Raw genomic sequence first — 25,298 nt, 5'->3', positions numbered from 1 at the left:
GCTGAGGATCCTTCTGTTGTGCGCGACGCAAGCCCGCCAGGAAGACCACAGCACCCAGGGTTGTAACACCGGTCAACGATGTAAAGCCGACGGCCGCCGAGATACTGAAGGCCGTGTGCGTCAGCATCAACGCCATGATGCCGCCAACGTAGCTGAACGGAAGCACCGCCAACACAATCAGAGCGTCCAGCCAGGTCTGGAACTGCAGATAGAGCAGCACCAGGACCACCAGCAGGCTGACCGGCACAATCAGCACCAGCCGGCTTTGCTCCTTCTTCAGTGAATCGAACTCACCGGCCCAGGTGTACTCATACCCCGCCGGCAGCGTGATCTTCTGCTTCAACTGCTGCTGCAGATCCACAATCGTCGAGGCCAGGTCGCGCTCACGCACGCTGAACTTGATGGGGATATAGCGGCGCCCACCCTCGCGATAGATGGTGAAGCTTCCCTGCCGAATACCGATGTTCGCCACCTGTGCCAGCGGCACGTGGCTTCCATCGGGAGTCGCCAGCATGATCTTCTCCACCGCATCGGGGGTCGAGCGAAACTCGGCGGGATAGCGCACCGTAAGGTCGAACCTGCGGTCGCCCTGGATCATCGTCGAGACCGGAGCCCCTCCGACGGCAGCCTGCACGGCCGCGTTCACATCGCCCGAGGCCAGGCCATAGCGAGCCGCCTTGGCACGGTCCACATCGATCACCAGGCTTGGAGCTCCGTTCACCTTGAAGATACCGACGTCCTGCACGCCGCGAACGCCGCTCATCACGCCCTGCACCTTCTCGGCGATATCGGTCAGCGTTGCCAGGTCATCGCCGAAGATCTTCARCGAATTCTCACCCTTCACGCCGCTCATCGCCTCTTCTACATTGTCCTGAATCGCCTGCGAGAAACCGAAGACCACGCCGGGATATTTGCTGAGCTCATGCTGCATCTGCTCGATCAGCTTGTCTTTATTCCCGTGAACATCCTTCGGCCACTCGCTCGCCGGTTTCAGGCTGACACCGAACTCCATATTGTTGAAGGTGGTCACATCAGTGCCGTCATCAGGACGTCCTATCTGGCTGACGACCTGCGTCACCTCAGCGAACTTCCCCAGATCGGCACGCACCTGGTCAGAGAGCTTCGTCGCCTGCTCGAAGGAGATATCCTGCGGCAGTGTTCCGCGAATCCAGAGATTGCCCTCTTCCAGCGGAGGCATGAACTCGCCGCCGACAAACACCAGGAAGCAGACCACCGCTGCCGCCAGTCCGGCAAAGGCAAACACCCAGACCAGTTTTGCGTGCTCCAGAGCCCAATCGAAGGCGCGGCCGTAGTACTTCTCCAGAAAGCGGTTCAGCCACGTGCCCTGGTGCCCCAGCTCTTCTTCGTCGTGCTCTTCCACCGAGTCCTTCATCGGAGCCGTGACAAAGCTCAACACCGGCGCAAAGACAAGAGCAAACAACAACGCGCCCGTCAGCGCAAAGCCGTAGGTCACGCTCATCGGCGCGAAGATCTTGCCGGGAACACCCTGCATGGTAAACAGCGGAATGAACGCCACCAGAATGATGAGCGTCGAAAAGAGTACGGGTCTTGCCGCATCCTGCACACCCATGACGATCATCTCCGCTCGCCCATGCCCCGGCTCGCGACGTGAGAAGCGGCGATAGATGCTCTCCAGCACGACGATCGATGCATCCACAAGAATGCCGAAATCGATGGCGCCAATCGAGATCAGGTTTGCTGAACGTCCAGTAAGCGTCATCAGCGAGAACGCAAACAGCACCGCGAACGGAATCGTCGCCGCTGCAATCAGCGTGATGCGGAAGTCGCCCAGCATCAACAGCAGCACCAGCGTCACCAGGATCAGGCCGGTGATGATGACGTGCTTTACCGTCTCCGTTGTAAGACCGATGAGCCGCGTACGGTCATAGATGGTCTTGATCTGCATGCCCGGCGGCAACAGGCCTCCGGTATTCAGTTCGGCCAGCTTCTTCTTCAGGCCTTCGAGTGCCGGCAGGCTCTGCCCTTCCTTCTGCAGCAGCACAATGCCTTCGACGATATCGTTCTGGCCATTGCGGCCGATCTTGCCCAGCCGTGGCTGATAGCCTTCCTTCACATTGGCGACATCGCGCACCAGCACCGGCGTACCGTTCTTCTGCGCGATCACCACGTTGCCGATGTCGGTCGTGTTCTTCAGCAGGCCCAGCGAACGTACGTTCACGTTCTGGTCACCGAGCGACAGGTAGTTTCCGCCGGCGTTGGCGTTGCTGTTCTGTACTGCGGCGATCAACTGCGACAGCGTCACGCCGTAGCTGAGCAGCTTATTCGGATCGGGCTCGATCTGATACTGACGTGTCGTGCCGCCGAAGGTGGTGATGTCGATGATGCCCGGCACCTTCTTCAACTCGCGACGGACCAGCCAGTCCTGTGTGGCTTTCAGCTCATTCAAGTCATAGCCAGGGCCTGCGAGCTGATAGCGGTAAATCTCACCGATCGGCGACCACGGCGACAGCTGCGGCTGCAGTCCATTCGGCAACTGGATGGTCTGCAGACGATTCAGAATCTCCTGCTTATCGCGGAAGTAGTCTGAATCGAAGCTGAAGTAGAGCTTCACGTCGCTCAGGCCGAAGATGCTGATCGACCGGATCTGCTCCAGATGCGGCGTACCATTCAGGGCCGTCTCGATCGGCGCGGTTACCTGCTGTTCTATCTCCTCGGCTGACCACGCCGGGTTCTGCGTGATGACCTCCACCAGCGGCGGCGAAGGATCCGGATATGCTTCGATATCCAATTGCAAAAACCCGAAGGTGCCCGCGACCAGCCCGGCCGCCAGCAGAATCAGCACGACTGCGCGATAGCGCAGCAGCGTCTTCAGAAAGGCTTCCATTGCTAGTCTCCTACCGGCGTACGCAGGAACGCCGCTCCCTGGGTCACGACCACATCGCCATCGTTCAGCCCGCCGGCAATCTCGACCTTGTCACCATGCGTCGCCCCCAGCTTCACTGCGCGGGCGTCATACTTCTCGCCGTTCTTCACATAGACGCTGGCGATATCGCCGTCGTGAATGACAGACGCCATCGGCACCAGGATCATCTGCCGCTGCCCCATTCCGATACGGATGGAGCCGAACATCTGTGGCTTCAAGCGATGGCCCGGGTTGTTCATCACCACGCGCACCTTCAGCGCATGGGTCTGCGGATCGAAGACGTCGCCGATATTGGCGACCGTTCCATGGAAGGTCTCTCCCGGATATGCCTGCAGCGTTACATCCGCCGAGGAGTGCGACTTCACAACTGACAGATCATGCTCGAAAACATCGCCGACGATCCACACGGAGTCGAGATTCGCCACCGTCGCAATGCCGTTCGAGGTCTCCAGCGACCGCTGCATCTCGCCCGTCGCTGTTCCAATCTCCAGCACCGACCCACCGATCGGGGAAACCACGGCCGTAGTATCGGAGGTCCCAGTCTCGCTGAAGCCAAGCTCACGGATGCGCTGCCGCGCACGCTCCTGCTCGCTGTGCGCCGCATCATCGGCAGCCTTCAACTCATCGAAGTCAGCCTGGCTCAACACCTCGTGCGCCAGCAACAACTTGCCGCGATCCAGAGCGCGCTCGGCACGCATTGCCTCGATCTTCGCCTTCTCAAAGTCGCTGCGGGCCGCAGCCACATCACCGCTCTGCAGCGTGGCCACGGTCTGCCCCTTCCGGACCTCCTGGCCTGGCTGTACCTCCAGGCTCAGCAGGCGGCCGCTCAGTGGAGCATAGACATGCACCATCTTGCTGGGGTCAACATCAACGTGCGCAGGAATCTCCAGCCCATCGCTCACTGTTTGCGGATGCACAACCTCGATCTTGAGATTGACCTTCGGCTTCGCCTCCGGCAAAGCCTTCTCGTCGCTCTTGCATCCGCTTAATACGCCAAGCGCTGCGCCCGTCATCACCAGCGTCATCACGCTTTTCTTCATGGCAGAATCTCCGTGTACGTCACATAACTCAGTTGGTGGATCGCAAGCTGCAACTGCGCATTCGCCGTCAGGCTCTGCAGGTTCACCGATCGGTAGTCCTGCAATGCGCTCAGATAATCAAGCAGCGTTCCCTGTCCGTTGCGATAACTGAACTCCAGGTTGTCGCGTACCCGCTTCGCTTCATCCAGATACTTATCGCGATAGCGTGCCGCCTGTGCCTGGGCCGTCTGATATGCCTCGTAAGACTGATCCACATCAGCAATGGCCTGGTTGCGGGTGGCGGTCAGCGCCAGTTTGCTGGATTCCAGTTCGTACTTGGCGCRCTCTTTCTCGCCCTGGTTGCGATCGAAGACGCGGAGCGGAATCTGCAGGTTGAAGCCCGCAGTATTCGCATGGCCGCTATGCTCGAACTCGCCTTCCAAGGTCGGGTCGGTCGTACCGTTCGCGTATGCCAGGCGAACACCCGCCTGATTGACAGCGACCTGCTGCGACGCTGCCTTTACGTCAGGACGAGTATCCAGCGCCTTCTGACGCAGATCGTCCAGCGTCAGCGCCGGAGCCGGCGTTTCCAGCGAACCGGTCACATCGAAGTCCGTCTTCGGGCGCTCAATGCCCATCAGGCTCTGCAACTGTGTCGATGCCTGCTGCAAGGCCAGCCGGGCATTGTCGGTATCATTCTCAAACCCGGCAAGCTGCAGCTCTATGCGAGCGAAGTCGTTCCGGCTCATCTGCCCCGCATCCAGGCGCACCTGCATCAGCTCAACCGTCCGGCGATATCCGGCGAGGTTGTCTTCACTGACGCGAAGCGCGTCTTTCGCGAACAGCATCCGGGTAAACGCCTGTTTGATGGCGAAGTCCGTCTGCCGCTGCAGGTCGACTCTCTGCGAATCGGTAAATGCGGTTGTTGCGCGCGCCAGATCAAGACGAACGCCGCGCTTGTTGCCGCGTTCGAATAACCGCTGCACTCCGGCCGTATAGAAATCCGGTCCGTTCGGGTTATCAGGACCCAACGTCACCATCTGTCCGCTGCCCGTCAGCACCGGATTCTGTCGCAGACCCGCCGTAATCTCACCGGCCTTTACCGCTTCAACATGCTGCGCTGCCGACAACAACGACGGATTCTGCTTATGCGCAAAATCCAACGCCTGCGGCAACGTCATCGGCGGCGAAGCGCTCTGCTGCGCCCCGGCCCATGCTGCCTGCAGGAGAGGCAGCATCAGGCAATATGCCCAGCGCATCTTCATGGATGCACTCCTTCTCTATCTCGTGAAAATCTTATGGTTTTATAAAAGCCGCACAGACTACGGCTCGACGCAGCTACAGAACTGCAACTGGTGGCGGACGAACGCCCAGCAGAGGTGCAAAATCTTCATTCAGGAACCGGCGAATACGCGTATCTGGACGAGCCAGTACCTGCAACCGGCGCAGCACAGACAACAGTGCGATGACCAGGCATAGCATTTCCAGGCACAAAAGCTCGAACTCCAGCGTCACACCTTCATAATGGCGCCGCATCGTCAGATCCTCGGGCTCAGTCAATTTGCGAAGCACCTGCAAATCGTCCGAGATGGAGATCACCGGTAACAGCAGGAAGGCCACCATCACGGCAGCCGTCAGAGCACGCCCCATCGGAGCGGTCAGCTTGCCGGTGCACACACCGATCCACACGCCGCTAACCATCGCAAGAGCAATGGCGAACCATGCAAGGTTGAGGAAAGATTCCACTAAAGGCATTGTAGAGCAACTTCCGAAGGAAGCGTGTCACTCTCTGGAACACGCATCTCCTCCATAAGACGCGCTCAGGCTCGTTTCAGTACTGGTAATGTTGCCAGAACATTCATCTTGACCGGCGGTGAGAACAGATATCCCTGAGCCTCAGAACATCCATGCCGGTCCAGGAAGCGGCGCTGTTCTTCGCGCTCTACTCCTTCAGCAACCGTGGGAATACCGAGATGTTCGCTCATCGCCAGCACGGCGCGCGTGAGGGCGCAGTCCTTCTGACTCTCTGGAATATTCATCACGAAGCTGCGATCAATCTTCAGGCGATCCACAGGAAAGCGCCGCAGATATCCGATGCTGGAGTATCCCGTACCAAAATCGTCGACTACGATCTTCACGCCCATCTCGCGCAAGGCGTACATCTGCTGGATCGAGCGTGGATCTTCGCGCAATAGAGTACTTTCGGTAATCTCGAACTCAACCTCGTTGAGATGGATACCCGTCTCCGCTACGGCCGCTTCCACTACATCCAGCAATTGAGGATCGGCCAGTTGCGATGCAGTCACATTCACAGCCAGACGCAGGCGCGCATGCCCTTCCAGGGTGGTCCACTGCCGACAGGCCTCACGGAAGACCCAACCGCCGATGGCGGTCATCATGCCGGCATGCTCGGCCAGTGGCACAAATGTGCCAGGCATGATCAGCCCACCGTCTTCAGTGCGCCAACGCAGCAGGGTCTCGGCGCCGGTCATGGCGCCACTGTCTAAACGCACGATCGGCTGAAACTCGAGATAGAGACCGCCGTTGACCAGCACATTGCGCAGCTCGCGTTCCAGCTCCGCCTGCCGCAGCTCCGCCTCTTCGGCCGCGGAATCATACAGAAACAGCCGCTCYCCCGTGGACCGGCGGGCCATGCCCAGCGCCGCATCGGCGCGACGCATCAGGTGGGTCACCGTTGGATTCGACTTCGGCAGCAGGCTCACGCCGATACTCGCCGTCAGACGAAGCTCACCGGTCAGCCCTACCGACACCGGAACCTTGAACGTTCGCACCAGCGCCTCACCGACCTGGTTCACCTCTTCCCGGGTCGTGCGGCTCAGCAAAACCACCATCTCATCCAGGCGGATGCGGCCGGCAACATGATGTGGCGGGCAGACCTGACGCACCCGGCTCGCCAGCTCATGGAGGAAACTCTCCGCCTCACCTACCGAAAGTGACGAACAGATTTCGTACAGACGATGAATGTCGATCAAAAACACGGCCACCTGCGCCCCACTGGAGCGGTTTGTATCGATCGCCTCTTGCACACGTGCGCGAAAGAGCTCGCGGTCGCTCAACAGCGACTGCGAAGGAATGTCACAGATTCCCATAGTGATGGCCTGAAAAGACTGCCACTTTATAGCACAATGGCAAACCGCTCAAGTAATACCAAAATAACGCCTTAGGTAAGCGCCATAAATACAACTTTTGGTTACTTTAGTCGGGGGTTGTCGGGGTGTTTACCTGTTTTCCCGGGTGAGATGTTGCCAGCCGCCCCGGCGAAGACGCCGCTCACGGCCATTCTGCAGCAGCAAGACAGTCTTTCCCTCGGTCACGATTCCGATCTTCGTGACCTCTACTCCGTTGATTCTGCGCGGGACAGACCGTCGGCTGGTGAACAGCAACTCGTAGTCCTCACCGCCATTGAGCGCCTGGTCCAGAGTGCTGTGTGGAGCTAACGGTATCACGTCGGCATGAAGACTTGCCCCAACGCCGGAGGCCTCACAAAGATGATGCAGGTCGGTAGACAGACCATCGCTCACATCCATACAGGCAGATGCCAGCTTCAGCAGGCGGTGTCCCACTGCAATTCGTGGCTGCGGGAAGAGATGAGGATGTGTCCCATCTGGCTTCACCGTGCGGAAGGCTCCGGGATCAGCGCGTAGAGCTTCGAATTCCGCAGCAGCGCCGCCCAAACGTCCGGTGATATAGATGGCATCTCCCGGCCGGGCTCCACTCCTTAATAAGGCTTTTCCTCGAGGCACAGCGCCGACCACGATGATGTCCGCCAGGGTGTGCTTTCCGGGAGCACCTGCGGTGTCTCCTCCAGCCAGAACAACGCCGAACTGATCCGCAACCGCATGGAGACCGCGCAGGAATTCTCTTGTTTTAGCCCGGTTCTGAGCCCATGCCGGGGAAAGAGCCAGACTGAGGAATGCCGCCAGCGGACGTCCGCCCATAGCGGCGACGTCGCTGAGACCGCGTGCGAGGCAGCGATACCCGGCGGCAAACGGCGGGTGGAAATCAGCGAAATGGACGTCTTCCAGGGAGAAATCGGTCGTGACGACCAGATCCTCTCCTTTACGGGGGCGAAGAACAGCCGCATCGTCGCCGATCCCAAAGCGCACGAACTCACTGTTACGCAAGGACTTACGCCTGATTTCCCGAATGAGGCCGAGCTCCCCGTATGGCATATAAAAACCATACGCTGAAAGTTGCCATCCAACCCTCAGGTCAATAAAATGAAACAAATCGCCCTCGAGACATCGGCAAAACCAAATGCGAATCAGCAATCTCGATTCGCCAAATGGAAATGCCGGGCCTCTGTGCCGCAGACACGCATTCGCGGCCGAAGACCGGGCATAAAGGCTGCGGCAGTCCATTGAAAAAGCGCTTTTACATCGTCTTCGTTTCGCGCGATGAGCAGGGAAATCTCAATAAGGTTCCCGTCCCTCTGCACTACGCCTATATCTTCGTTGCCGCTGCGGTGGTGGGTCTGTTCACCATTGTGGGTCTGGCCGGCTCCTATTCCCGCATGTTGATCAAGACTTCCCGCTTCAACCAGATGCGGCAGGATCGCGAGTCGCTGCGGCAGGATTACGCCCGGCTGCAGAAGGCGAACCACGAGAAGGATGTCCAGGTCGCCTCACTGGGAGCTCTGGCCAATGAAGTCTCTGCCCTGTACGGCCTGACCGCCAGCAAGCTTGCAGCCGCGTCCTCGGCAAAATTCCTCTCGTCCCCATCTAAGCAGCAAGATCCCACCCTGGCGCCTGTGGCTGATAACAGCTACTTCAAGTCTCTGGACACCTTCTACGCTCTGCGCAACTCTGCCTCTTCCGGCGTCGCGGCCCGCGTACTCGCTCCGTCGTCGCTGCAGACAGCCCGGCTCGGCAGCCTGAATAGCCTTTCGGACTGGCAGGCTATCGCCGATGCTCCCACACTCTGGCCAGTCATGGGCCCCATCACCTCGAGCTTTGGTCAGCGGGAAGATCCCATCCTTGGGAACGGCGAAGGCGAGTTTCACAAGGGCGTCGATATCTCGGCTCCGTATGGCACTCCCATCCGCGCTACCGCCGATGGCGTTGTAGAGACTGCCGCCTTCGGTAACGGATATGGACGTGAGGTCGTCATCGACCACGGCCATGGACTGCAGACCGTCTACGCGCACATGTCCGGCTTCAACGTCACGGCCGGCCAACAGGTCACCCGCGGACAGATCATCGGCTACGCCGGCCGCACCGGCCGCTCGACTGGATCGCACCTTCACTACGAGGTCCGCATCCGCAACACACCGGTCAATCCGCACAAGTATCTGCGTGAGAGCTTCGCCGGCATGGTCAAGACGGCGGGCGATAGCTAGCCTCCCTGACAATCGATTGCTTTCATTTTGRAGAGGCCCACGCACAGCGCGTGGGCCTTTTGCGTTGCGGCCAATCCAGCACCTCGATCAATCGCAGTACACTAACAGCCACAGCACCAAAAAATCTGTTTCAGCAAGGATGTTTCGTGAAGACTCTCCGCCTGCTCGTGCCTGCTGTACTCGCTGTATCTTCCGTCGTTCCGTCTGTTGCCCAGACCCCTGGACAGACCGGACCGATCGCGGAGAAATACAAGGCTGACGCCGACAAGATCATCGCCGCGGCGATGAAAGATACCGAAGGCTACGAGACACTGGCCTATCTGACCGACCATATCGGCAAGCGCCTCTCCGGCTCCGACTCGCTGCTAAAGGCGCTGAACTGGGGTGCGGAGACGATGAAGAAGGCGGGCTTCCAGAACGTCAGCATCCAGGAAGCCAAGGTGCCGCACTGGGTGCGCGGCCAGGAGGAGGCATCGATCATCGCTCCCTTCTCGAAGCCGCTGCACATGCTGGGCCTGGGCATGAGCGTGGGAACGCCTGCTGAGGGTATTACCGCTCCTGTCATCTTTATTCCGGATCTGGCTGCCCTGGCGAACACTCCCGACGACCAGATCAAGGGCAAGATCRTCGTCTTCAACCCCGGCTGGCACGGTTACGGCGTCGGTTCCATACACCGCACCACCGGTCCATCGCGCGCAGCCGCCAAGGGCGCAGTGGCTGTTCTGGTACGCTCGGCGACAGGTCTTGCCATGCAGACCCCGCATACCGGCACCCTGACCTACCTGCCCGACATGCCGAAGGTTCCCGCAGCCGCCATCACCGTGGAAGATGCTCTGCTTCTCGAGCGCCTCGCCAAGGAAGGCCCGGTCCAGGTTCATCTGAAGATGGAAGCTCACATGGAGGCCGACCAGAAGGCCGGAAATGTAGTGGGCGAGATCCCCGGAAGCGAGCATCCGGAACAGGTCGTCGTGCTCGGCGGACACATCGATAGCTGGGATGTGGGCCAGGGCGCCATGGACGACGGCGGCGGCATCATCTCCTGCTTCGAGGCCGTCAACCTGATTCACAAGCTCGGCCTGAAGCCCAAGCGGACGATCAGGGTCGTCTTCTGGGTGAATGAGGAGAACGGCGGCGCCGGCGGCCGTGCCTATCGCGATGCCCTTGGCGTGAAGATCAAGAACCATGTCGCCGCCATCGAGTCGGATGGTGGTGTCGAGCGTCCCCTCGGCATCGGATACACCGTCATGGGCGGAGGCCCGGCCTCGGGCTCGGCAGCCCGCCGCCAGGCTGGAGCGAGTGCCAATCCGGCAGCAGCGATGGCCGCGATGGCTGCCATGGGTGGCGGAGCTCAGCGCCCTCTGGACGAGAGCAAGCTGACGCCTGAGGAAAAGAAGTCCTGGGACACGATCAAGCAGATCGCCTCACTGCTGCAGCCCATCGGTGCGGATTCAGTCTCACCAGGAGGCGGCGGATCGGACATCGGTCCCATTGTCGCTGCCGGGGTTCCGTCGCTCTCACCGCGTACGGTGGGTGAGCATTACTTTGACTGGCACCACACCGAAGCCGACACACTGGACAAGGTCGATCCGGAAGACTTCCGCAAGAACATCGCCCTGCTGGGCGTGCTCAGCTACGTGCTGGCCGATATGGACGGCCAGTTGGTCGGCCACACCTCGGCGGCTCCGATGGAATAGCCCTGTTTCCAACTCCACGCATCAGAAAGGCGCTCCTCCGGGAGCGCCTTTTTGTTGGGGAACAAACCTTTGTCCGAGATTAAATTCATGGCGACGTTTGGGAAAGATAAAAGTCGCACTATCAATTGATTAAATTTCTTGACATATCGCCGGGGTGCTCGCAATCTGGTACCGGCTTTCCAGAAAAATTCAGCTTTGGTGCATGTGATTGAGCTCATTTTTTGTACACCAATATGTATACATTTTTCGGGAATGTCCGAAACGCAATGACGGCTGCCAGACGCTCGATGAAGAAACGACTACATCGAACGCTGCGGCATACATAAACACGTACGGCGCGAGCCATGAGACTCCGCCGACTTTTTTTGTTTCGAGAGGTCCATTTGATGCGAAATACAGCCTCAACCCTCCGCCATCTGGCGGTGGGTTTCTGCTTGTGCCTGCTCGCTCTGCTGGCTGTTCCTGCGGTTTCTGCGCAGGAAACCACAGCAGCGATTCAGGGTACGGTCACTGATCCGACTGGTGCAGTCGTCGCAGGTGCAACCGTCACCGCGACCAGCGATTCACTGCCAACACCGGCCACGGCAACCACGGATGGCCGTGGATTCTATCGGCTTAACGCACTCCCACCTGGAACCTACACGATTTCGGTCGAAGGTTCCGGAATGTCTGCAAAAGCGACGAATGTAAAACTCGCAGCGGGTGAACTTCCGAACCTTAACCTCAAAGCCGCTGTCGGCGCGAGCACAGTAATTGACGTTACGGACTCCTTGGCTCAGGTTGACGTCACACAAAGTAAGGTTGAGACAGTCGTCACGAACGAAATTCTCCAGGAAATTCCAAAAGGACGAAATTTCCAATCCGTTATTCCGTTTACTCCGGGCGCCCGGCAGGAACCCCTCCAGTCCACCAGTTCCAACCGCAGCAACGGCTACCAGATCGATGGCGCATCCGACTCTGAAAACGTTTATGCTTCGGACGGTGTAAACATCACAAGCATCCAGGCTGGCGGCGTCGGTTTTACGGTGCCGGTCGAATTTGTAGACCAGGTGCAGGTAAAGAGCTCCAGCTTTGAAGCAGAATATGGTGGCGCCCTTGGCGGCGTAGTCAACGTGATCCAACCCAAGGGCGGCAGCAATTGGCACGGTTCTATCTTCGGGTATTACCGTTCAAGCGCCCTCAATGCCAATGATCAGTGCAATTTCCAAGGCACCAGCGCCTCCCTCCTCTATAACACGAGCTGCGGCCTTCGTGCTGTCCCCGGTACCTCAAGCAACAGCGGAAACCGGTCGGATGCAAGCTACGAATACTACATCGCACAACAAGATCACTATCGGCAGCTCGATCCCGGTTTCACTCTCGGCGGTCCACTAATTTCCGACAAACTACGTATGTTCGCAAGCTATGTCCCCAGTTTCAACAGGGTCCGCCGCGATGCGACATTTACAGGAACAAACCCCGGTCCGAGGCAGTTCTATCAGAATACCGATACCCATCTTGGCCTGCTCCGCTTTGACTATTCTCCCTTCAGCAAACTGCGGCTCTTCGCAAACTGGCAGAACGCCTATCAACGCAGCATCGGACAATTACCTAATCCCCAATCGAAGATCGGGCAAGCGAATTCCAGCGCCGGAACAGATCCGACAACGTTCCGTGCAGACACCGGTACAGCAAGTCCAGGCTCGATCTATAGCTTTGGCGGCGACTACACTATCACGTCAAATACGCTTATCAGCGCGCGTTACGGATATACCTTCTCAAATACCCACACGCTAGGTTCACCTTCAGGACTTCGCTATCAATACAGCGGGAACGTCTCTGCATCGACGACTACACTTAATCCGACAGGTGATCCAACGAAGCAACAGACGTTCGGAGCCGCAGGCGTTCCCTCGACCTTCTACCAAACTAGCGGCTTCCAGAACATCGGAGCAAATCAGCCAACGTTCTTCAATGCCTATACCCGTAAGCAATTTTCTGTCGACGTCTCAACACTCAAAACTGGCTGGGCAGGAACGCACAACTTCAAGGGCGGCTACGCGTTAAACAACCTTGGAAATAATGTGAAGACGTTGTACGACTACGCCTACGTCATCATGTACTATGGCCAGCCATACTCGCCGCAAACCAGCCCATCAGCCTGCGATGCCATTATTACAGCCAACCAGCAAGCCTATGGCCAGCCAGTAACTCAAACGAATCCTAATGGGACAAACAATGCGACAGCGGGATGCCGTGGTCAGTATGGCTATTTCATCGTTCGAGACGGAACAGATGTGATCGGCAAAGTCTCCAGCAAAACTCATGGCCTTTATATTCAGGACGCTTGGACATTGGGTCGTACTGGTCTGACGATTAACGCTGGTGTTCGTTTCGACAAAGAATACCTGCCGCCATACACTCCAACCTCACCCAGCATTTCGTTCGGATTTGCGGATAAGGTCGCCCCTCGAATCGGTGGTGCATATGATCTGCTCCATAACGGCAAGGTGAAGGTCTACGCCAGCTATGGACAGTTCTTCGACATCATGAAGTACTCGTTGCCTCAAGGCTCCTTCGGAGGCAACTACTGGCACGATTGCGTCTATACACTCGACAAATTCGATTACAACACCATTCAACCTACAGCTCCTGCAGGCGCTGACGGCTATCGCCATTCCTGCCCAACAACTGGACTTGCTCCGGGAGTACCGGCAAACGCAGCCTCGGACACGTCCGCATCGGGTGGCGCAATTGGCCGTTTCATCGAAAACAATGACCTGCGTGCGACCAACAATAGTTCGGACGACCCAGGAGTTGATCGCAATATCAAGCCGATGAAACAGCACGAATACGTTGTCGGCGGTGAGTGGGCTATTACCCCTACACTCACGTTCACTGGACGTTATGCACGTAAGCGTCTCGACAACACAATCGAAGACATGGGTGTCAATGACAACTATGGCTACTATATCGGTAATCCCGGATCGGCATACGGCGACCTTCTGCACCGCGCGTTGCCGAATATCTATCGGGCACAGGTGACCTCAGGTGCGATGACTGCTGCTAAGGCTGCAGGCTTCCTCAACCCTGCTGGTATCTGCCCCAACTGCCCGTATCAACCGAAAGCCACTCGTCGCTATGACGGTGTCGAATTCCGTATCACGAAGGTTACCAACAAGTACTTCGTGCAGGCTTTCTACACCTACAGCAAGCTCACCGGTAACTACCCTGGCCTGACGACGACCTACATCACAGATGGATCGGGGGGCCGTCACAATCCAAACAACAACCGTTCGTTCGACTATCCGCAGATGCAGTTCGATACGCATGGAAATCCTCTCGATGGGCCTCTCCCGACCGATCGGCCAAACACCTTTGGCGCGTGGGGCTCCTATCGTCTGAGAACGCTGTTGGGTGAGTCCCAATTGGGTCTGTCGCAGGCGGTCTATCAGGGTAGTCCGGTTTCCACCTGCGTCGGCACCATCTCGTCGAGCGCCTGCCAATTTGCGGAGAACCAGGGGAACTTTACACAAGTTCACCGCGATCCCGYGACCTCTGGACCTAATGTTGGCAACCTCGTATTAGACGGTGTCGCACAGAACTACCGTACACCTGCCTATACACAAACGGATCTCAATCTGACGCACTACGTCCACGTCAGCAAGGAGCATGAGAACCGCAAGATCGGCGCTGAGCTCAATGTTCAGAACGCCTTCAACCAGCATGCGGTCATGGCCTACGTCGAGAATCTGACGACAACCGCTTATTCGATCGCGTCAACGGATACGAATAATCCGACTGGTGCTGATTACCAGAAGTACATGACTGGCTGGGACTACATCGCGACTGCGAACAGCTCCTCGCGAATTCTTTCCAACCAGTATGGCAAGCCGAATTTATTCCAGGCGGCTCGCCAACTTCGTATCAAGGTCGCTTACGTCTTCTAACCCCTGGCCTGAGGATCAGGCTGAAAACGGGGAGCGCTTCGGCGCTCCCCGTTTTGTTTTCTGCTTTGCCTTCTCTACTCTGGTACGACCCGCCCTCGCTCGTCCTGCTTGAGATAGGTCATCGGCAGCTCATGGTCGTGCGGGAAGATCGTCAGCCATCGTTTCGGCAGTGCCTGTGCGAAGTAGCGTTTGCGCTCCTCGATGGTGCGGATTGGGTCCAGGTCGAAACCCATGGCCCAGCTCAGATCCAGATGATGTCGCGTCGGGATCAGGTCGCTGACGAAGACGGCGTGCTGTCCCCTGCTCTCGATATGGACAGCCATCAACTGCTCTGTGTGGCCGGGATAGAGCTCGACCCAGATGCCGTCGCAGATCTCCGGCGCGGTCATGCGTTCGTCATCGATCAGCGTCATCTGGCCGGCTTCGATCAGCGGGTCGTAGTTCGCTGAGGCATAGCTGATGGCGTCGCGCTCATGCTGGTGATGGCCGTGCAGCACCTCGCCGCGATGCACGAAGTAGCGCGCATTCGGAAAGGTCGGAGTCACACTGCCATCAGGATGCAGCGTTGTATTCCAACTGCAGTGATCCCAATGCAGGTGGGTGTTGATGACGACGTCGATCTCTTCCGGAGAGATACCCGCCGCGGCCAGAGACTCCGGCAGCTTCTGCTGCGTCCCATAGATCTCGCGCTGCTTCGGTGTCAACTTGTTGCCGAAACCGGTCTCGATCAGCACATTGTGCCTGCCGGTCCGGACCAACAGGCAGTTCAGCCCGACCGCGATTCGGTTCTGCTCGTCGGCCGGCACCTTCTTTGACCATAGCGTCTTCGGCACCACGCCAAACATGGCGCCGCCGTCGAACAGCGCCGTGCCATCGGTACAGACAGTCAGGTGAAAGTCGCCGAGGGCGCGCTCGGCCCTGATCAGTTCACTCACCCGGATCAACTCACTCATACAACGCCCTCAATCTCCCTGCCTCTGTACGCTGCCGTCGATCTGCATCTCGACGACTCTGTGATCCGCATTCACGGTCGCAACGCCCCGTAGCGGGTTCCGCATCCGTCCGTCCAGAAAACTGGAGCTGTAGCGGAAGCGCAGGTCGTCAAAGGTCACCTCAGTCTCGTCTTCTCCCGGAGCAGCCGAGGCAGCATCCCGCGCCTGTTCCCTCACTACCGGCCAGTGCGCCCAGTCCAGATAGATCTCTCCCAGCCACGACCGCTTCGCAGCCAGCGTCGCCAGCGTTGTGGGCGGCTTGCGGATCAGGTCGTTGCTGGGGTCGCTGGTCATCTCTTCCCGCAGGGTATCCATCACGCCCAGCCGAAAGTACTTCGGAGTCTCAATCACAACCTGCCATTTGAAGGGATTCACGGGGTACGGGTTGGCCGCCACCCGCAGCACGGGCTCGCCGGAGATCTCATTCGCCTCTGCCAGACGCACCGCCTTGTTGTGCTCGAAGTCGCGCACCACCCACAGCACGACGGTGAAGACCAGAGCTGCGATTGCCAGGCCCTGTCCACGAAACACCGAACGCCGCGCTCCAACCTCATTCGCCACCAGGCCGAAGATCGCAGGCAATAACAGAGCACCCAACAGGAACAGCCACTGCAGCGGCTCCGCGATAAACACCAACGACGCCTCATACCAGCGAGGGTTCCAGGGARCGAACGGCCGCACGCCGTAGTTGTTGGTGTAGTCCAGCAGCAGATGGCTCAAAAGCGCAATCCAGGAAAAGACAAAGAGCCAGCCCCAACGGACCGGCGCAACCGGAGCACTTCCGTTTGCCGACCGCCACCAATGCACCAGCTTAGCTATCCCGACAACAAACGCAGCCTCCAGCGGCAGTGCCCACAAGCTGTGAGTCCATCCGCGATGGTGCTGGAAGTAGGCCAACGGCCCACCAAGGCGATAGACATAATCGATATCCGGAAGCTCCGCGGCCAGGGTCATGGCCAGCGTGGCATAGGCGGCTTTGCGATTGAAACCGGCACGGCTCAACACCGCACCCGTCATGAAATGAGTGACTGGCTCCATTGCACCAGACTAGAGCATTTTCCCTGTAGGTATAGAGTAGGGCTTTAGCATCTATGGGCGTTTTCCGCAATGAAAACGCCGCTGCACGGCCCTTTCGCGATACCCAGCGACAGGGAAAAATGCTCTACAAGGTGAGGTGAGAGGATAAAAACATGCATCCGCTTCCATCCACCCACGAGCAGATTGCGGCCTTCGTGTCGGCATTCGAAGCCGGAACGCTTCCCAAAGAACATTGGACGCATGCCGCTCACATTCTCAGCGGGGCTTGGTATGTCCATGCCCTCGGCCCTGAAGCGGCACTCACCGAGATGAGGAAGCGTATCCGTGCTTACAACGAAGCCGTGGGCACACAAAACACCGATACCAGCGGGTATCACGAGACCATCACGGCCTTTTGGATCAGGGTGCTGGCGGTAGAGCTCGCCCGGTGTCCTGATGCAGCACGCGCCGCATTTGTCATCCGGGCTGTCGAAGAGTTTGGCCCGCAGCGCGATATCCTGACGCGCTATTACAGCTTCAACGTTGTGAAATCGACCAAGGCTCGACGCGCATGGATTGAGCCTGATCTGATGGAGATTGAGACTGACAACTAGTCCCACCCATCGCGTTATCACCCCAGCGAACAAGTTTTCTGGGGACCCCGATTTGAGATGGATGGGGCCCCCAGATTTTTCCTACCACTAAATTGGGTGCCCCATTCATGCGAAAGCATGAGTGGGAAATTCGAGCGCGAGCTCGAACCGTTTTCTATGGATCTGTCAGGAATCTATCGATATGCCCTAAGGCAGGGCGGTTGCCAGCGAAGCCTTTGGCAGCCGTGATTTACTGGGCCTTTCCTTCGTCTTCGGTTCGGGCATGTAGTTCTTGTAGATGCTGATGTGGAAGCATGCCTGCTGGAACTCTTCTTCCACGTCGATCTTCCCTTCCTGCACCAGGGGCAACAGGTACGCGCGCAGCCAGGCAATCTCTGTCATGGACAGACCGTGTTTGGCCAGATCGACCGCCTGTCCCGTGAGGTGAGGCGAAGCGGTGTCACCCTCTGCCGGGGCGGCGTTGCCGTTGGTGCGCAGCAGGCGCTGCTGGAACTCCACGGTGCGCACGRCTGAGTTCACCTGCAGGGGACCCCGGAAGCGGTCATAGTGCGCGCGGCCAAGGTCATTCAAGAACTTCACCGCCCAGGGGCGGGCATACCGCCTGTCACCTTCCAGACGGTCATCTACCTGCATCGCCTTGTTATCAGGCAGTGCGACCAACTGCTTGGCTTTGCGCAGACGCACAAGATCCGCATCATCCTGCACGCGTTCCAGGCCGTAGCGGTCGGCGACGACGTTCTGGCGTACCAGGATGGCATGCGAACCCAGCAGCGGCGCTGGGACGACCAGGCGGCCGCGCCGGAAGGTCAGCTTCGGCTGAGGCAGCGCTGCAGCAGGACTCTCCTCCACAAGCTCGGTACGTTTCACCGCCAGTACTGGTGGCGCCGGCAGTTCTGAGGCCGCTTTCTCTTCGATTACAGGTTTGTTCAGCGGGCGGATGGATTCGGTTTTCGCCGGAGTCAGCTTGGGGCGCTCGGCAGGGGAAACCGCCGGCTCAGCAGGCTGCGGCTGTTCCGAATCGTCCGTCTGCGAAACATGTACCACCGGTGCCGGCGCCTCGGCCTTGGGAGGCAGGTGTGTGGTCTTTTCCGGCTCAGGGGTTTCAGTTTCAGCAGGTGGACGCTTCTGCTCCAGTGACTTTCGCTGCTGGGCTGCCTTCAGAAAATCTTCGGTTGTTGCCTTCTGCCCGTCATCCTTTGCCGCAATTACAGGCTTGGCTGAAGCAGCCGGAACAGAAGCCGTCGCAAAAGGCTTGCGGACAGGTTTTGCAACCGGGAATGGGCCCGGCGCGTCGTCCGCGACAACCTCATGATGATCTCTCAGCCAGGCATGGACACGTTCCGCCGCCGCAGCCGCGGCAGCGCGATTCCCGGCCTCGTCGACAGGAGAGTGGCCGGTGCGTGTCGCCGGAGCAACGGCCTTCGGTTTTGCGGTAGCGGATGCAGACGGACGGGTGGTCGAGCGTACTGCGGGCGATCCCGCAGCGGGTTTTTTTCCCGGCTTCTTACTCGTGGGCTGCGCCGGCAATTGACCGGCGGCAGCAGCCACGAGCAAAAACACCCATCCAAGGCGACGCATACGCACAACAAAGAAGCCCGCGTCAGAGGCCAGAGCACTTTCAAGCCTACCTCCGACCCGGTAACGCAAAAAGTAACCAGAAGGATTCTGTGTAGGAATCAGTAAACACCGCCGCGCAGAGAGTTCGCCTCCCCTGCTGTCTCCGCTACGATGAAGAAGCATGCGCATTAGAGCATTTTCCCTGTTGCTGGGTAACCCGAAAGTGACGTGCAGCGGCGTTTTCATTGCGGAAAACGCCCATAGATGCGGAAACCCTACTCTACACCTGCAGGGAAAATGCTCTCCGATCTTCCGGGTCTCCTCCGTCACCTGTGCGGGCCTGTTGCTGGCTCTGACCGCCGGTCTTAGCGGCTGCGACAAACCAATGACTCCGAAAGACGTCACCTACAAGAACACCGGTAACCTCTATATCGACCGGGTTCAGCCGATCCTGCAGACCCGCTGCTACCGCTGCCACGCCGGCCTGAACCGCGAGAGCGGCCTTCGGGTCGACAGCCGCGCCTACATGGTGAAGGGCGGCAAACATGGCACGGCGCTGGTTCCCGGCGATCCGGAAAAGAGCCTCATGATCAAGCTGGTGCGGCACGAGGGGCCTAAGGACGATCCTATGCCCATGCCGAACCGTCGTGGCAAGCTTCCGGAACAGGAGATCCGCGACTTGGAGCGCTGGGTCAAAGAAGGCGCCTTGGAATAGGTCTGTGCCCCAGCCGAAAAAGGGCTCCCCAGGCAACGAAAAAGGGCTCCCCAGCGGGAGCCCCTCGTCGAAGAAATATTGGATTGCCGTCTATGCGTGGGAAACAGGCGCCTGTGGAACCGGCGCTGGTTCGGCGGCGCCTTCGGGCTTACTCGGCGCAACAGGCTTCTTGGGCTCCGCCTTCTTGGTCGGAGCCAGAATAGCGTGCAGCGTAGTGCCTTCCATGCGAGGCATAAACTCGACGATGCCGTTCTCGCCCACATCCTGGATCAGGCGGTGGATGATCTTGTAGCCAAGGTCGCGGTGCGCCATCTGGCGGCCTTTGAAGCGCAGGCTGGCCTTCACCTTATCGCCTTCCTGCAGGAAGCGGACGGCCTGGTTCTTCTTCGTCTGGTAGTCGTGCTCGTCTACCGTGACAGAGAATTTCACTTCCTTGATGGTGATGACCTTCTGCTTCTTCTTCGCAGCGCGGTCACTCTTGTCCTTCTCGTAGAGGAACTTGCCGTAATCCTGAATACGGCACACCGGGGGAACGGCGTTGGGCGAAATCTCCACCAGGTCCAGTCCGCGTTCGCGTGCGATCTTGAGGGCATCGAATGGCTGCATAATGCCGACCTGCTCGCCATTCTCGTCAATCACACGCACCTCACGGGCGCGGATTCTTTCGTTGGTGCGGATGAAACTCTTTTGCGATCGCTTGTCGTTAAACGGTGGTGGAATAAGAAGCCTCCGGGATCTAAATCTGTGGGTCTAAAATTTGACGCGGCTAGAGCGTCAAACGGCTCAGCACGCAGACGAAAGTATAACAATTTCGCAGGATGATTGGTTGGATTCCTCCATGCGGTACGCGGAAAGACCCCCTCTGCCCGAAACGGCATGGCGGCCGATGAACCAACCAGCGGAGGGTGCTTCCGCATCCCATCTCCCATCAGTACAACGTTTTATGTTGCAATGTTGATTGCCCGCTATAGGGCATGTTAGGAGTTCTGCCTGAATGAAACGCCGCATTTTGCTCGTCGATGACGAAATTGCCGTCCTCCTCACCTTAAAAGCAGTTCTGGAGATCTCAGGCTTCGACGTCGATACCGCCACCTCCGGCCTGGAGGGCCGCCACAAACTCCGCGCCAAACCGTACGACATGGTCATCACCGACATGCGGATGGAACATGAACAGGCAGGCCGCGATGTGGTCGGCTATGCCCGCGGACTGCCCACCCCTCCGGCGATTGCGCTGCTGACCGCCTTCCCCGTCGCCGACGATGACTGGCAAGAGATGGGCGCCGACAAGATGCTGGTCAAACCCATGCAAACCCGGACTCTGCTGGAACAGATTGAGGGGCTTCTCGAGAAACATCTGGCATGTACAGGAGCCTCAACCCCGGCGAAAGCGGGCAAGAAAGCCGCGAAAAAGGTTGCCGCAAAGAAAGCGGCGAAAAAAGCCGTCAAGAAGGCCGTGAAGAAAGCTGCGAAGAAGACAGTCAAAACGGTCTTACCGGCAAAGAAAGCCGCGAAAAAGACAGCTGTAAAAAAGAAGGTAGCCGCAAAAGCCGTGAAAAAGGCAGCCGGCAAGAAAGCTGCGAAAAAGCGCTAGAGCATTTTTCCTGTAGGTGTAGTGTAGGGATTCCGCAACTATGGGCGTTTTCCGCAATGAAAACGCCGCTGCACGCCCTTTCCGGGATACCCGGCAACAGGGAAAATGCTCCAGAGACAAAAGCAAAGGAGGGGAAATCCCCTCCTTTGCTTCCATCACTGCCACATCTCGCGATAATCGGCAGCATACTCCCGAAGCGACCGTGGTGTTTTCCCCGTCAGCCTCTCGAAGTCATCGGTCGGTTGTGAGAGCCTTCCGGTCCGCGTCACGCGAAACAGGCTGAGGATATAGGCGATGTATTCCTCCGGAAGCCCCGCCTGCGACAGCGTTTTGGCGAACTCATCGTCTTCCATCGATACATACCGCACCTCGCTTTGTATGGCCTGACCCAGCACAGCGGCAGCGTTGTCGTAGCGTAGAGCCTCCGGCCCGGTCAACTGGAAGATTTTGCGGTTTACGTCTTCTCTCATCAACGCCGCCGCGGCGGCCGCACCAACGTCGCGGGCGTCGATGAATGGAGTCAGAGCGTCACCCGCCGGTAGCGGCAAAATGCCGTTGTACTTGATCGGCTCTGCCCACCAGGTATGGAAGTTGTCCATGAACCAGTTCGCCCGCACGATTACCCATCGCGCAGCTTTCTGCACCATCTCTTCCACGCGGGTCAACGGTTCCTGCTGCAGGATTACGCTCGCGGAGCTGAGCAGGACGATCTTGCACCCGCGCTGTAACGCGGCTTCCAGCATGGGGAGCATCACTTCGTCTGCAGGCCCAACCGCCGGCTGTGGCTCCATCAGAAAGACGCGGTCGACATCTTTCAGCGCTTCTGTAAAGGTCGCCGGATTCCCGTAGTCGAAGCGCACGACTTCAACGCCATCCATCGCGGCAATATTCTGCGGGCTACGGCTCGCCGCACGAACATCCTGCCCGGCGATGGCAAGAGCCTTCACCACGGCTGCTCCAACTTTTCCTGTGCTTCCCGTCACCAGTGTCTTCATGCCGTCTCTCCTTGTTCGCACCGCGCAAGAGCGATGGCAAAGAACACCGTGGAGGCCAACGCCAGAATGGTTCGGGTGTGGTTCCACAGCATCCACACGTTGTAAAACGCTGCCCATGTCTGCGCCGCGTTCGCGGCATGAGCATCGGCTTTTGCCAGGGTGTCGTTCAACGGAACGTTGCATGCAAAGGTCACCGCAAGCGACAGCAGATACAACACGACAGCCGTCAGCATCGGGCCCCGGCCGTGGCGCGTCCGAATCGCGTGCGTTGCCAGCACCAGTGAAGCCAGGCCGGTGCCGAACAAAGCCAAAGCAAACCAGGGATTCTCCGCCGTAATATCGAGCTGCTGCATCGCCACCACCGCGGCATCGACAGGCAGCCGATGCAAGCCCTGCATCACGAAGTTTGAGAAGGCAAAGTAGGCTCCTCCATCGGCGGCGCTGCCGGCGATACAAAAGAGCGTCAGGGGAACGAAGACTCCTGGGTGTGTCATCACGTCTCTCCTCGTTCTTCAACCTACGGAATGCCACGCCGCGAAGACATGGGCAGGCGTCTCGCTTTCATTGCCGTCCGTCTCATTCCGGTGCTGGAGCATTTATGGGAGTTTTCCGCGATGAAAACGCCGCTGCACGCTCTTTCGGGATACCCAGCAATAGGGAAAATGCTGTAACGTCAGTTCCGTATGGGTCGCGCTGTCGACACGAATTGGATCAGTGAAATCGCGAGCAATGCCGCGGCGCTGTGCCGTACACGCACGTCCGCTCCATGGGGCATGAGCATCGCCACCTACGACGGCGTGATGTTTCACTATGTCATTGAAGGGTTCTGCTGGCTGCGCGGCTCGGTCGTGCCGACTCTCGAACTACAGACAGGTGATCTTGTACTGGTGCCACAGGGACTGGACCATGACATCCTCTCAAGCCTCGATGCCACTCCCGAACCGCTTGAGGATTTTCTGCATTGCCCGTCACGGCCTATTACAGGAGATCTTGTCAGCACGCTGCTCTGTGGTGTGTACCTCTCCGGCATCAAGATGGTCCATCCCATCCTGAGTGCATTGCCGCCGGCCATCCATTTCCGCCGCGCGGAGATCGCGAAGCACCCTTCCCTCTCAGCGGCGCTTCGTCAACTTACTACAGAGAGCGAAGCTCCGGGGCCGGGTAGTGAGACGCTGATCCAGCATCTCTTCGATGCGCTCTTCGTGTATATCGTTCGTGCCTGGTCTGCCACCATCAGCGATAACCTTCCCGGCTGGGCCGCGGCGCTTCGTGATCCCAACCTCTCCCGCGCGGTAACGGCGATTCACGCTTCGCCTGGCCGTCCCTGGACGGTACAGGCTCTCGCTGCGGAAGCCGGCCAGTCCCGGGCTGCGTTTGCTCGCCATTTCACCGCAAAGATGGGTGAGGCYCCCCTGGCCTATCTCACGCGCTGGCGTATGGTCCTGGCCGCTCGCCTGCTCCTCGGACGTGAGACCAGTCTGGCTGAAGTAGCCGAGCATGTCGGCTATGAATCAGAGTTCGCTTTCAGCCGGGCCTTCAAGCGGACCTACGGCGTCGCGCCGGCAAGCTATCGCAGAACCTGCCTTCGGGATCTGTACCTCACCCGCTGATCGCATCCCGCAGGCCAACACGTTAAACTCGCTAGATGCGAACCATCATCTCCACAGTTCTGCTTGTCATAGCAATTCCCTGTGTTCTGTTGGCAGGCATGTGGACGTGGGCCTACTTCTCCACACCTGCCGTCGTCACCGAGGCGTATAACCGCGAGCTTGCGCGCACCGCGCCAACCATCCGTACAGCGCAGGTACCGGCGGCCCTGCTGGAGCAGATCCGGACTGCCCGCCCCTTGCCTGAGGCGGCTGCGGAAGCGCTGTTCTTCTTCCCCGGCCAGTACCGTCCCAATCCGGTTCGCAATCTGCAGCGCCGCGTCTTTGCCTCCGCACTCGATCACCGTCTGAGTGAAGACGAGCAGCTACAGCTCTACGTCAATCACGCCAACTTCGGCCCGCTGCACAGCGGCCCAACGCCTGACAAGGATATCGTCGGTTTCGCAGCCGCCTCCCAGGCGTATTTCGATAAACCGCTCACCAATCTAGCTCCGGAACAATTGCAAGCTCTGCTCGACGCGCTGCAGCACAAATCCATACAATCTGCTCCATGAGTGCGGAGTTTACGTCGTTCGATCTCTCGACCATGACGCCCGGCGGTGTCTATAAGCTACTGGCTTCCCTCGTAGTGCCGCGGCCCATCGCCTGGGTCGTCTCGCATTCGCCTACGGGGCATTTGAACGCAGCGCCATTCTCGTTCTTCAATATGCTGGCGTCCGACCCGCCAGTCGTTGGCGTTGGATTTGGAATGCACTCCACTGGGGCGGACAAGGATACCTACACCAACATCATTGCGACCGAAGAGTTCACCGTTCACATCGTGACCGAAGAGACTGCCGAGGCGATGAATATCACGGCAGTGGAGGCTCCTCATCACGTCAACGAGATTGAGCTTGCCGGTCTGACGCTGGCCCCCGGTGTGGCCGTGAACACCCCACGCATCCTGGAGTCTCCGGCTGCCCTGGAGTGCCGTCTGCTGCAGACCATCCAGCCCGGCCGCACAAGCAAGATCATTCTCGGTGAGGTCGTTTATGCTCACGTCCTGACCAGCGCCTTCTCTGACCTGGAGAAGTTGAACATGGACGTCCACGCAATTCACCAGATCGGCCGCATGCAGGGTGGCCTCGGCGGCGGCTATACGCGTACCCGCGATACCTTCGATATCCCGCGGCCGGTGTGGAGAGAGCGCTCCTAGTTGCTGGTTGCTAGCTGTTGTAACGTGGCCACGGGATTGGGTGCCCCATCCATCGCATCGCGATGGGTGGGAGGTCTCGCGAAGCGAGATCGCTTTTCTTACCTTGGGC

At 58.7% G+C, this 25,298-nt stretch carries 21 protein-coding genes; 9 read left to right on the top strand and 12 right to left on the bottom strand.

What is annotated here, in order from left to right; genetic code table 11:
- From AB4043_RS00105 to thiL, 6 genes are all read right to left on the bottom strand, one after another.
- Positions 1–2,866: efflux RND transporter permease subunit (locus AB4043_RS00105; RefSeq protein ID WP_442306284.1), on the bottom strand; the 2,866-nt coding region annotated here is incomplete at its 3' end.
- A gap of 2 nt (positions 2,867–2,868) precedes the next feature.
- Positions 2,869–3,945, bottom strand: coding sequence for an efflux RND transporter periplasmic adaptor subunit (locus tag AB4043_RS00100; protein WP_442300274.1), 1,077 nt, complete (start codon positions 3,943–3,945; stop codon positions 2,869–2,871).
- Positions 3,942–5,189 (bottom strand): TolC family protein, encoded by a 1,248-nt coding sequence (locus AB4043_RS00095; protein ID WP_442306283.1) that lies wholly within the window; start codon positions 5,187–5,189, stop codon positions 3,942–3,944. Before AB4043_RS00095 ends, AB4043_RS00100 begins: the two co-directional genes overlap by 4 nt.
- A gap of 73 nt (positions 5,190–5,262) precedes the next feature.
- A complete protein-coding gene (locus AB4043_RS00090; protein WP_442300276.1) occupies positions 5,263–5,679 on the bottom strand; it encodes a hypothetical protein in 417 nt (138 codons plus the stop codon).
- Between the two features lie 65 nt (positions 5,680–5,744).
- On the bottom strand, positions 5,745–7,034 hold the full coding sequence (locus AB4043_RS00085; protein WP_442300277.1) for a putative bifunctional diguanylate cyclase/phosphodiesterase: 1,290 nt from the start codon (positions 7,032–7,034) through the stop codon (positions 5,745–5,747).
- A 129-nt stretch (positions 7,035–7,163) separates the two neighbouring features.
- Positions 7,164–8,117 (bottom strand): thiamine-phosphate kinase, encoded by a 954-nt coding sequence (gene thiL, locus AB4043_RS00080; protein ID WP_442300278.1) that lies wholly within the window; start codon positions 8,115–8,117, stop codon positions 7,164–7,166.
- Between the two features lie 188 nt (positions 8,118–8,305).
- Here thiL and AB4043_RS00075 point away from each other — a divergent pair, with 188 nt between their 5' ends.
- The 3 genes from AB4043_RS00075 to AB4043_RS00065 all read left to right on the top strand — a co-directional run bounded on the left by AB4043_RS00075 (position 8,306) and on the right by AB4043_RS00065 (position 14,906).
- Entirely contained in the window at positions 8,306–9,283 is a 978-nt protein-coding gene (locus tag AB4043_RS00075; RefSeq protein WP_442300279.1) for a M23 family metallopeptidase, read from the top strand.
- Between the two features lie 146 nt (positions 9,284–9,429).
- Complete coding sequence (locus tag AB4043_RS00070; protein ID WP_442306282.1) at positions 9,430–10,977, top strand: M20/M25/M40 family metallo-hydrolase; 1,548 nt, start codon at positions 9,430–9,432, stop codon at positions 10,975–10,977.
- 386 nt (positions 10,978–11,363) lie between these two features.
- Complete coding sequence (locus AB4043_RS00065) at positions 11,364–14,906, top strand: carboxypeptidase regulatory-like domain-containing protein (RefSeq protein WP_442306281.1); 3,543 nt, start codon at positions 11,364–11,366, stop codon at positions 14,904–14,906.
- A gap of 74 nt (positions 14,907–14,980) precedes the next feature.
- Here AB4043_RS00065 and AB4043_RS00060 read toward each other — a convergent pair whose 3' ends face one another.
- Entirely contained in the window at positions 14,981–15,859 is an 879-nt protein-coding gene (locus AB4043_RS00060) for an MBL fold metallo-hydrolase (RefSeq protein WP_442300282.1), read from the bottom strand.
- 9 nt (positions 15,860–15,868) lie between these two features.
- On the bottom strand, positions 15,869–16,936 hold the full coding sequence (locus tag AB4043_RS00055; RefSeq protein WP_442306280.1) for a metal-dependent hydrolase: 1,068 nt from the start codon (positions 16,934–16,936) through the stop codon (positions 15,869–15,871).
- Positions 16,937–17,088: 152 nt separating this feature from the next.
- Between AB4043_RS00055 and AB4043_RS00050 the strand changes: the two genes are divergently transcribed.
- Positions 17,089–17,529: a hypothetical protein gene (locus tag AB4043_RS00050; protein ID WP_442300284.1), complete on the top strand. Its 441-nt coding sequence runs from the start codon at positions 17,089–17,091 to the stop codon at positions 17,527–17,529.
- Between the two features lie 186 nt (positions 17,530–17,715).
- Here the strand turns inward: AB4043_RS00050 and AB4043_RS00045 are convergent, their stop codons facing one another.
- Positions 17,716–19,089 (bottom strand): DUF5715 family protein, encoded by a 1,374-nt coding sequence (locus AB4043_RS00045; protein ID WP_442306279.1) that lies wholly within the window; start codon positions 19,087–19,089, stop codon positions 17,716–17,718.
- A gap of 178 nt (positions 19,090–19,267) precedes the next feature.
- On the opposite strand from AB4043_RS00045, the gene AB4043_RS00040 reads away from it, so the two are divergent.
- Entirely contained in the window at positions 19,268–19,801 is a 534-nt protein-coding gene (locus AB4043_RS00040) for a c-type cytochrome domain-containing protein (RefSeq protein ID WP_442300286.1), read from the top strand.
- Between the two features lie 90 nt (positions 19,802–19,891).
- Here the strand turns inward: AB4043_RS00040 and infC are convergent, their stop codons facing one another.
- Positions 19,892–20,479 carry a translation initiation factor IF-3 gene (gene infC / locus AB4043_RS00035; protein ID WP_442306285.1) on the bottom strand — a complete coding sequence of 196 codons (588 nt, stop codon included), beginning with the start codon at positions 20,477–20,479 and terminating at the stop codon, positions 19,892–19,894.
- Positions 20,480–20,795: 316 nt separating this feature from the next.
- Between infC and AB4043_RS00030 the strand changes: the two genes are divergently transcribed.
- Entirely contained in the window at positions 20,796–21,392 is a 597-nt protein-coding gene (locus AB4043_RS00030; RefSeq protein ID WP_442300287.1) for a response regulator, read from the top strand.
- A 155-nt stretch (positions 21,393–21,547) separates the two neighbouring features.
- Here AB4043_RS00030 and AB4043_RS00025 read toward each other — a convergent pair whose 3' ends face one another.
- Together AB4043_RS00025 and AB4043_RS00020 are read right to left on the bottom strand one after the other, a co-directional pair.
- Complete coding sequence (locus tag AB4043_RS00025) at positions 21,548–22,387, bottom strand: NmrA family NAD(P)-binding protein (protein WP_442300288.1); 840 nt, start codon at positions 22,385–22,387, stop codon at positions 21,548–21,550.
- Positions 22,384–22,881 (bottom strand): anthrone oxygenase family protein, encoded by a 498-nt coding sequence (locus tag AB4043_RS00020; RefSeq protein WP_442300289.1) that lies wholly within the window; start codon positions 22,879–22,881, stop codon positions 22,384–22,386. Before AB4043_RS00020 ends, AB4043_RS00025 begins: the two co-directional genes overlap by 4 nt.
- A 189-nt stretch (positions 22,882–23,070) precedes the next feature.
- Here AB4043_RS00020 and AB4043_RS00015 point away from each other — a divergent pair, with 189 nt between their 5' ends.
- Genes AB4043_RS00015 through AB4043_RS00005 form a run of 3 tightly spaced genes read left to right on the top strand, consistent with a single transcriptional unit; the run spans position 23,071 to position 25,189 of the window.
- Positions 23,071–23,997, top strand: coding sequence for an AraC family transcriptional regulator (locus AB4043_RS00015; RefSeq protein WP_442300290.1), 927 nt, complete (start codon positions 23,071–23,073; stop codon positions 23,995–23,997).
- Positions 23,998–24,032: 35 nt separating this feature from the next.
- The gene (locus AB4043_RS00010) at positions 24,033–24,548 is read left to right on the top strand and encodes a transglycosylase domain-containing protein (protein WP_442300291.1); all 516 of its coding nucleotides are present in this window, start codon (positions 24,033–24,035) and stop codon (positions 24,546–24,548) included.
- Positions 24,545–25,189, top strand: coding sequence for a flavin reductase family protein (locus AB4043_RS00005; RefSeq protein WP_442300292.1), 645 nt, complete (start codon positions 24,545–24,547; stop codon positions 25,187–25,189). Before AB4043_RS00010 ends, AB4043_RS00005 begins: the two co-directional genes overlap by 4 nt.
- Positions 25,190–25,298: the final 109 nt, after the last annotated feature.

It is taken from the genome of Terriglobus sp. YAF25, from assembly GCF_052113305.1.
In the GTDB taxonomy this organism is placed as follows: Bacteria; Acidobacteriota; Terriglobia; order Terriglobales; family Acidobacteriaceae; genus Terriglobus.
The sequence above is the reverse complement of the archived record's forward strand: the minus strand, read 5'-3'. Positions and strand labels throughout refer to the sequence as shown.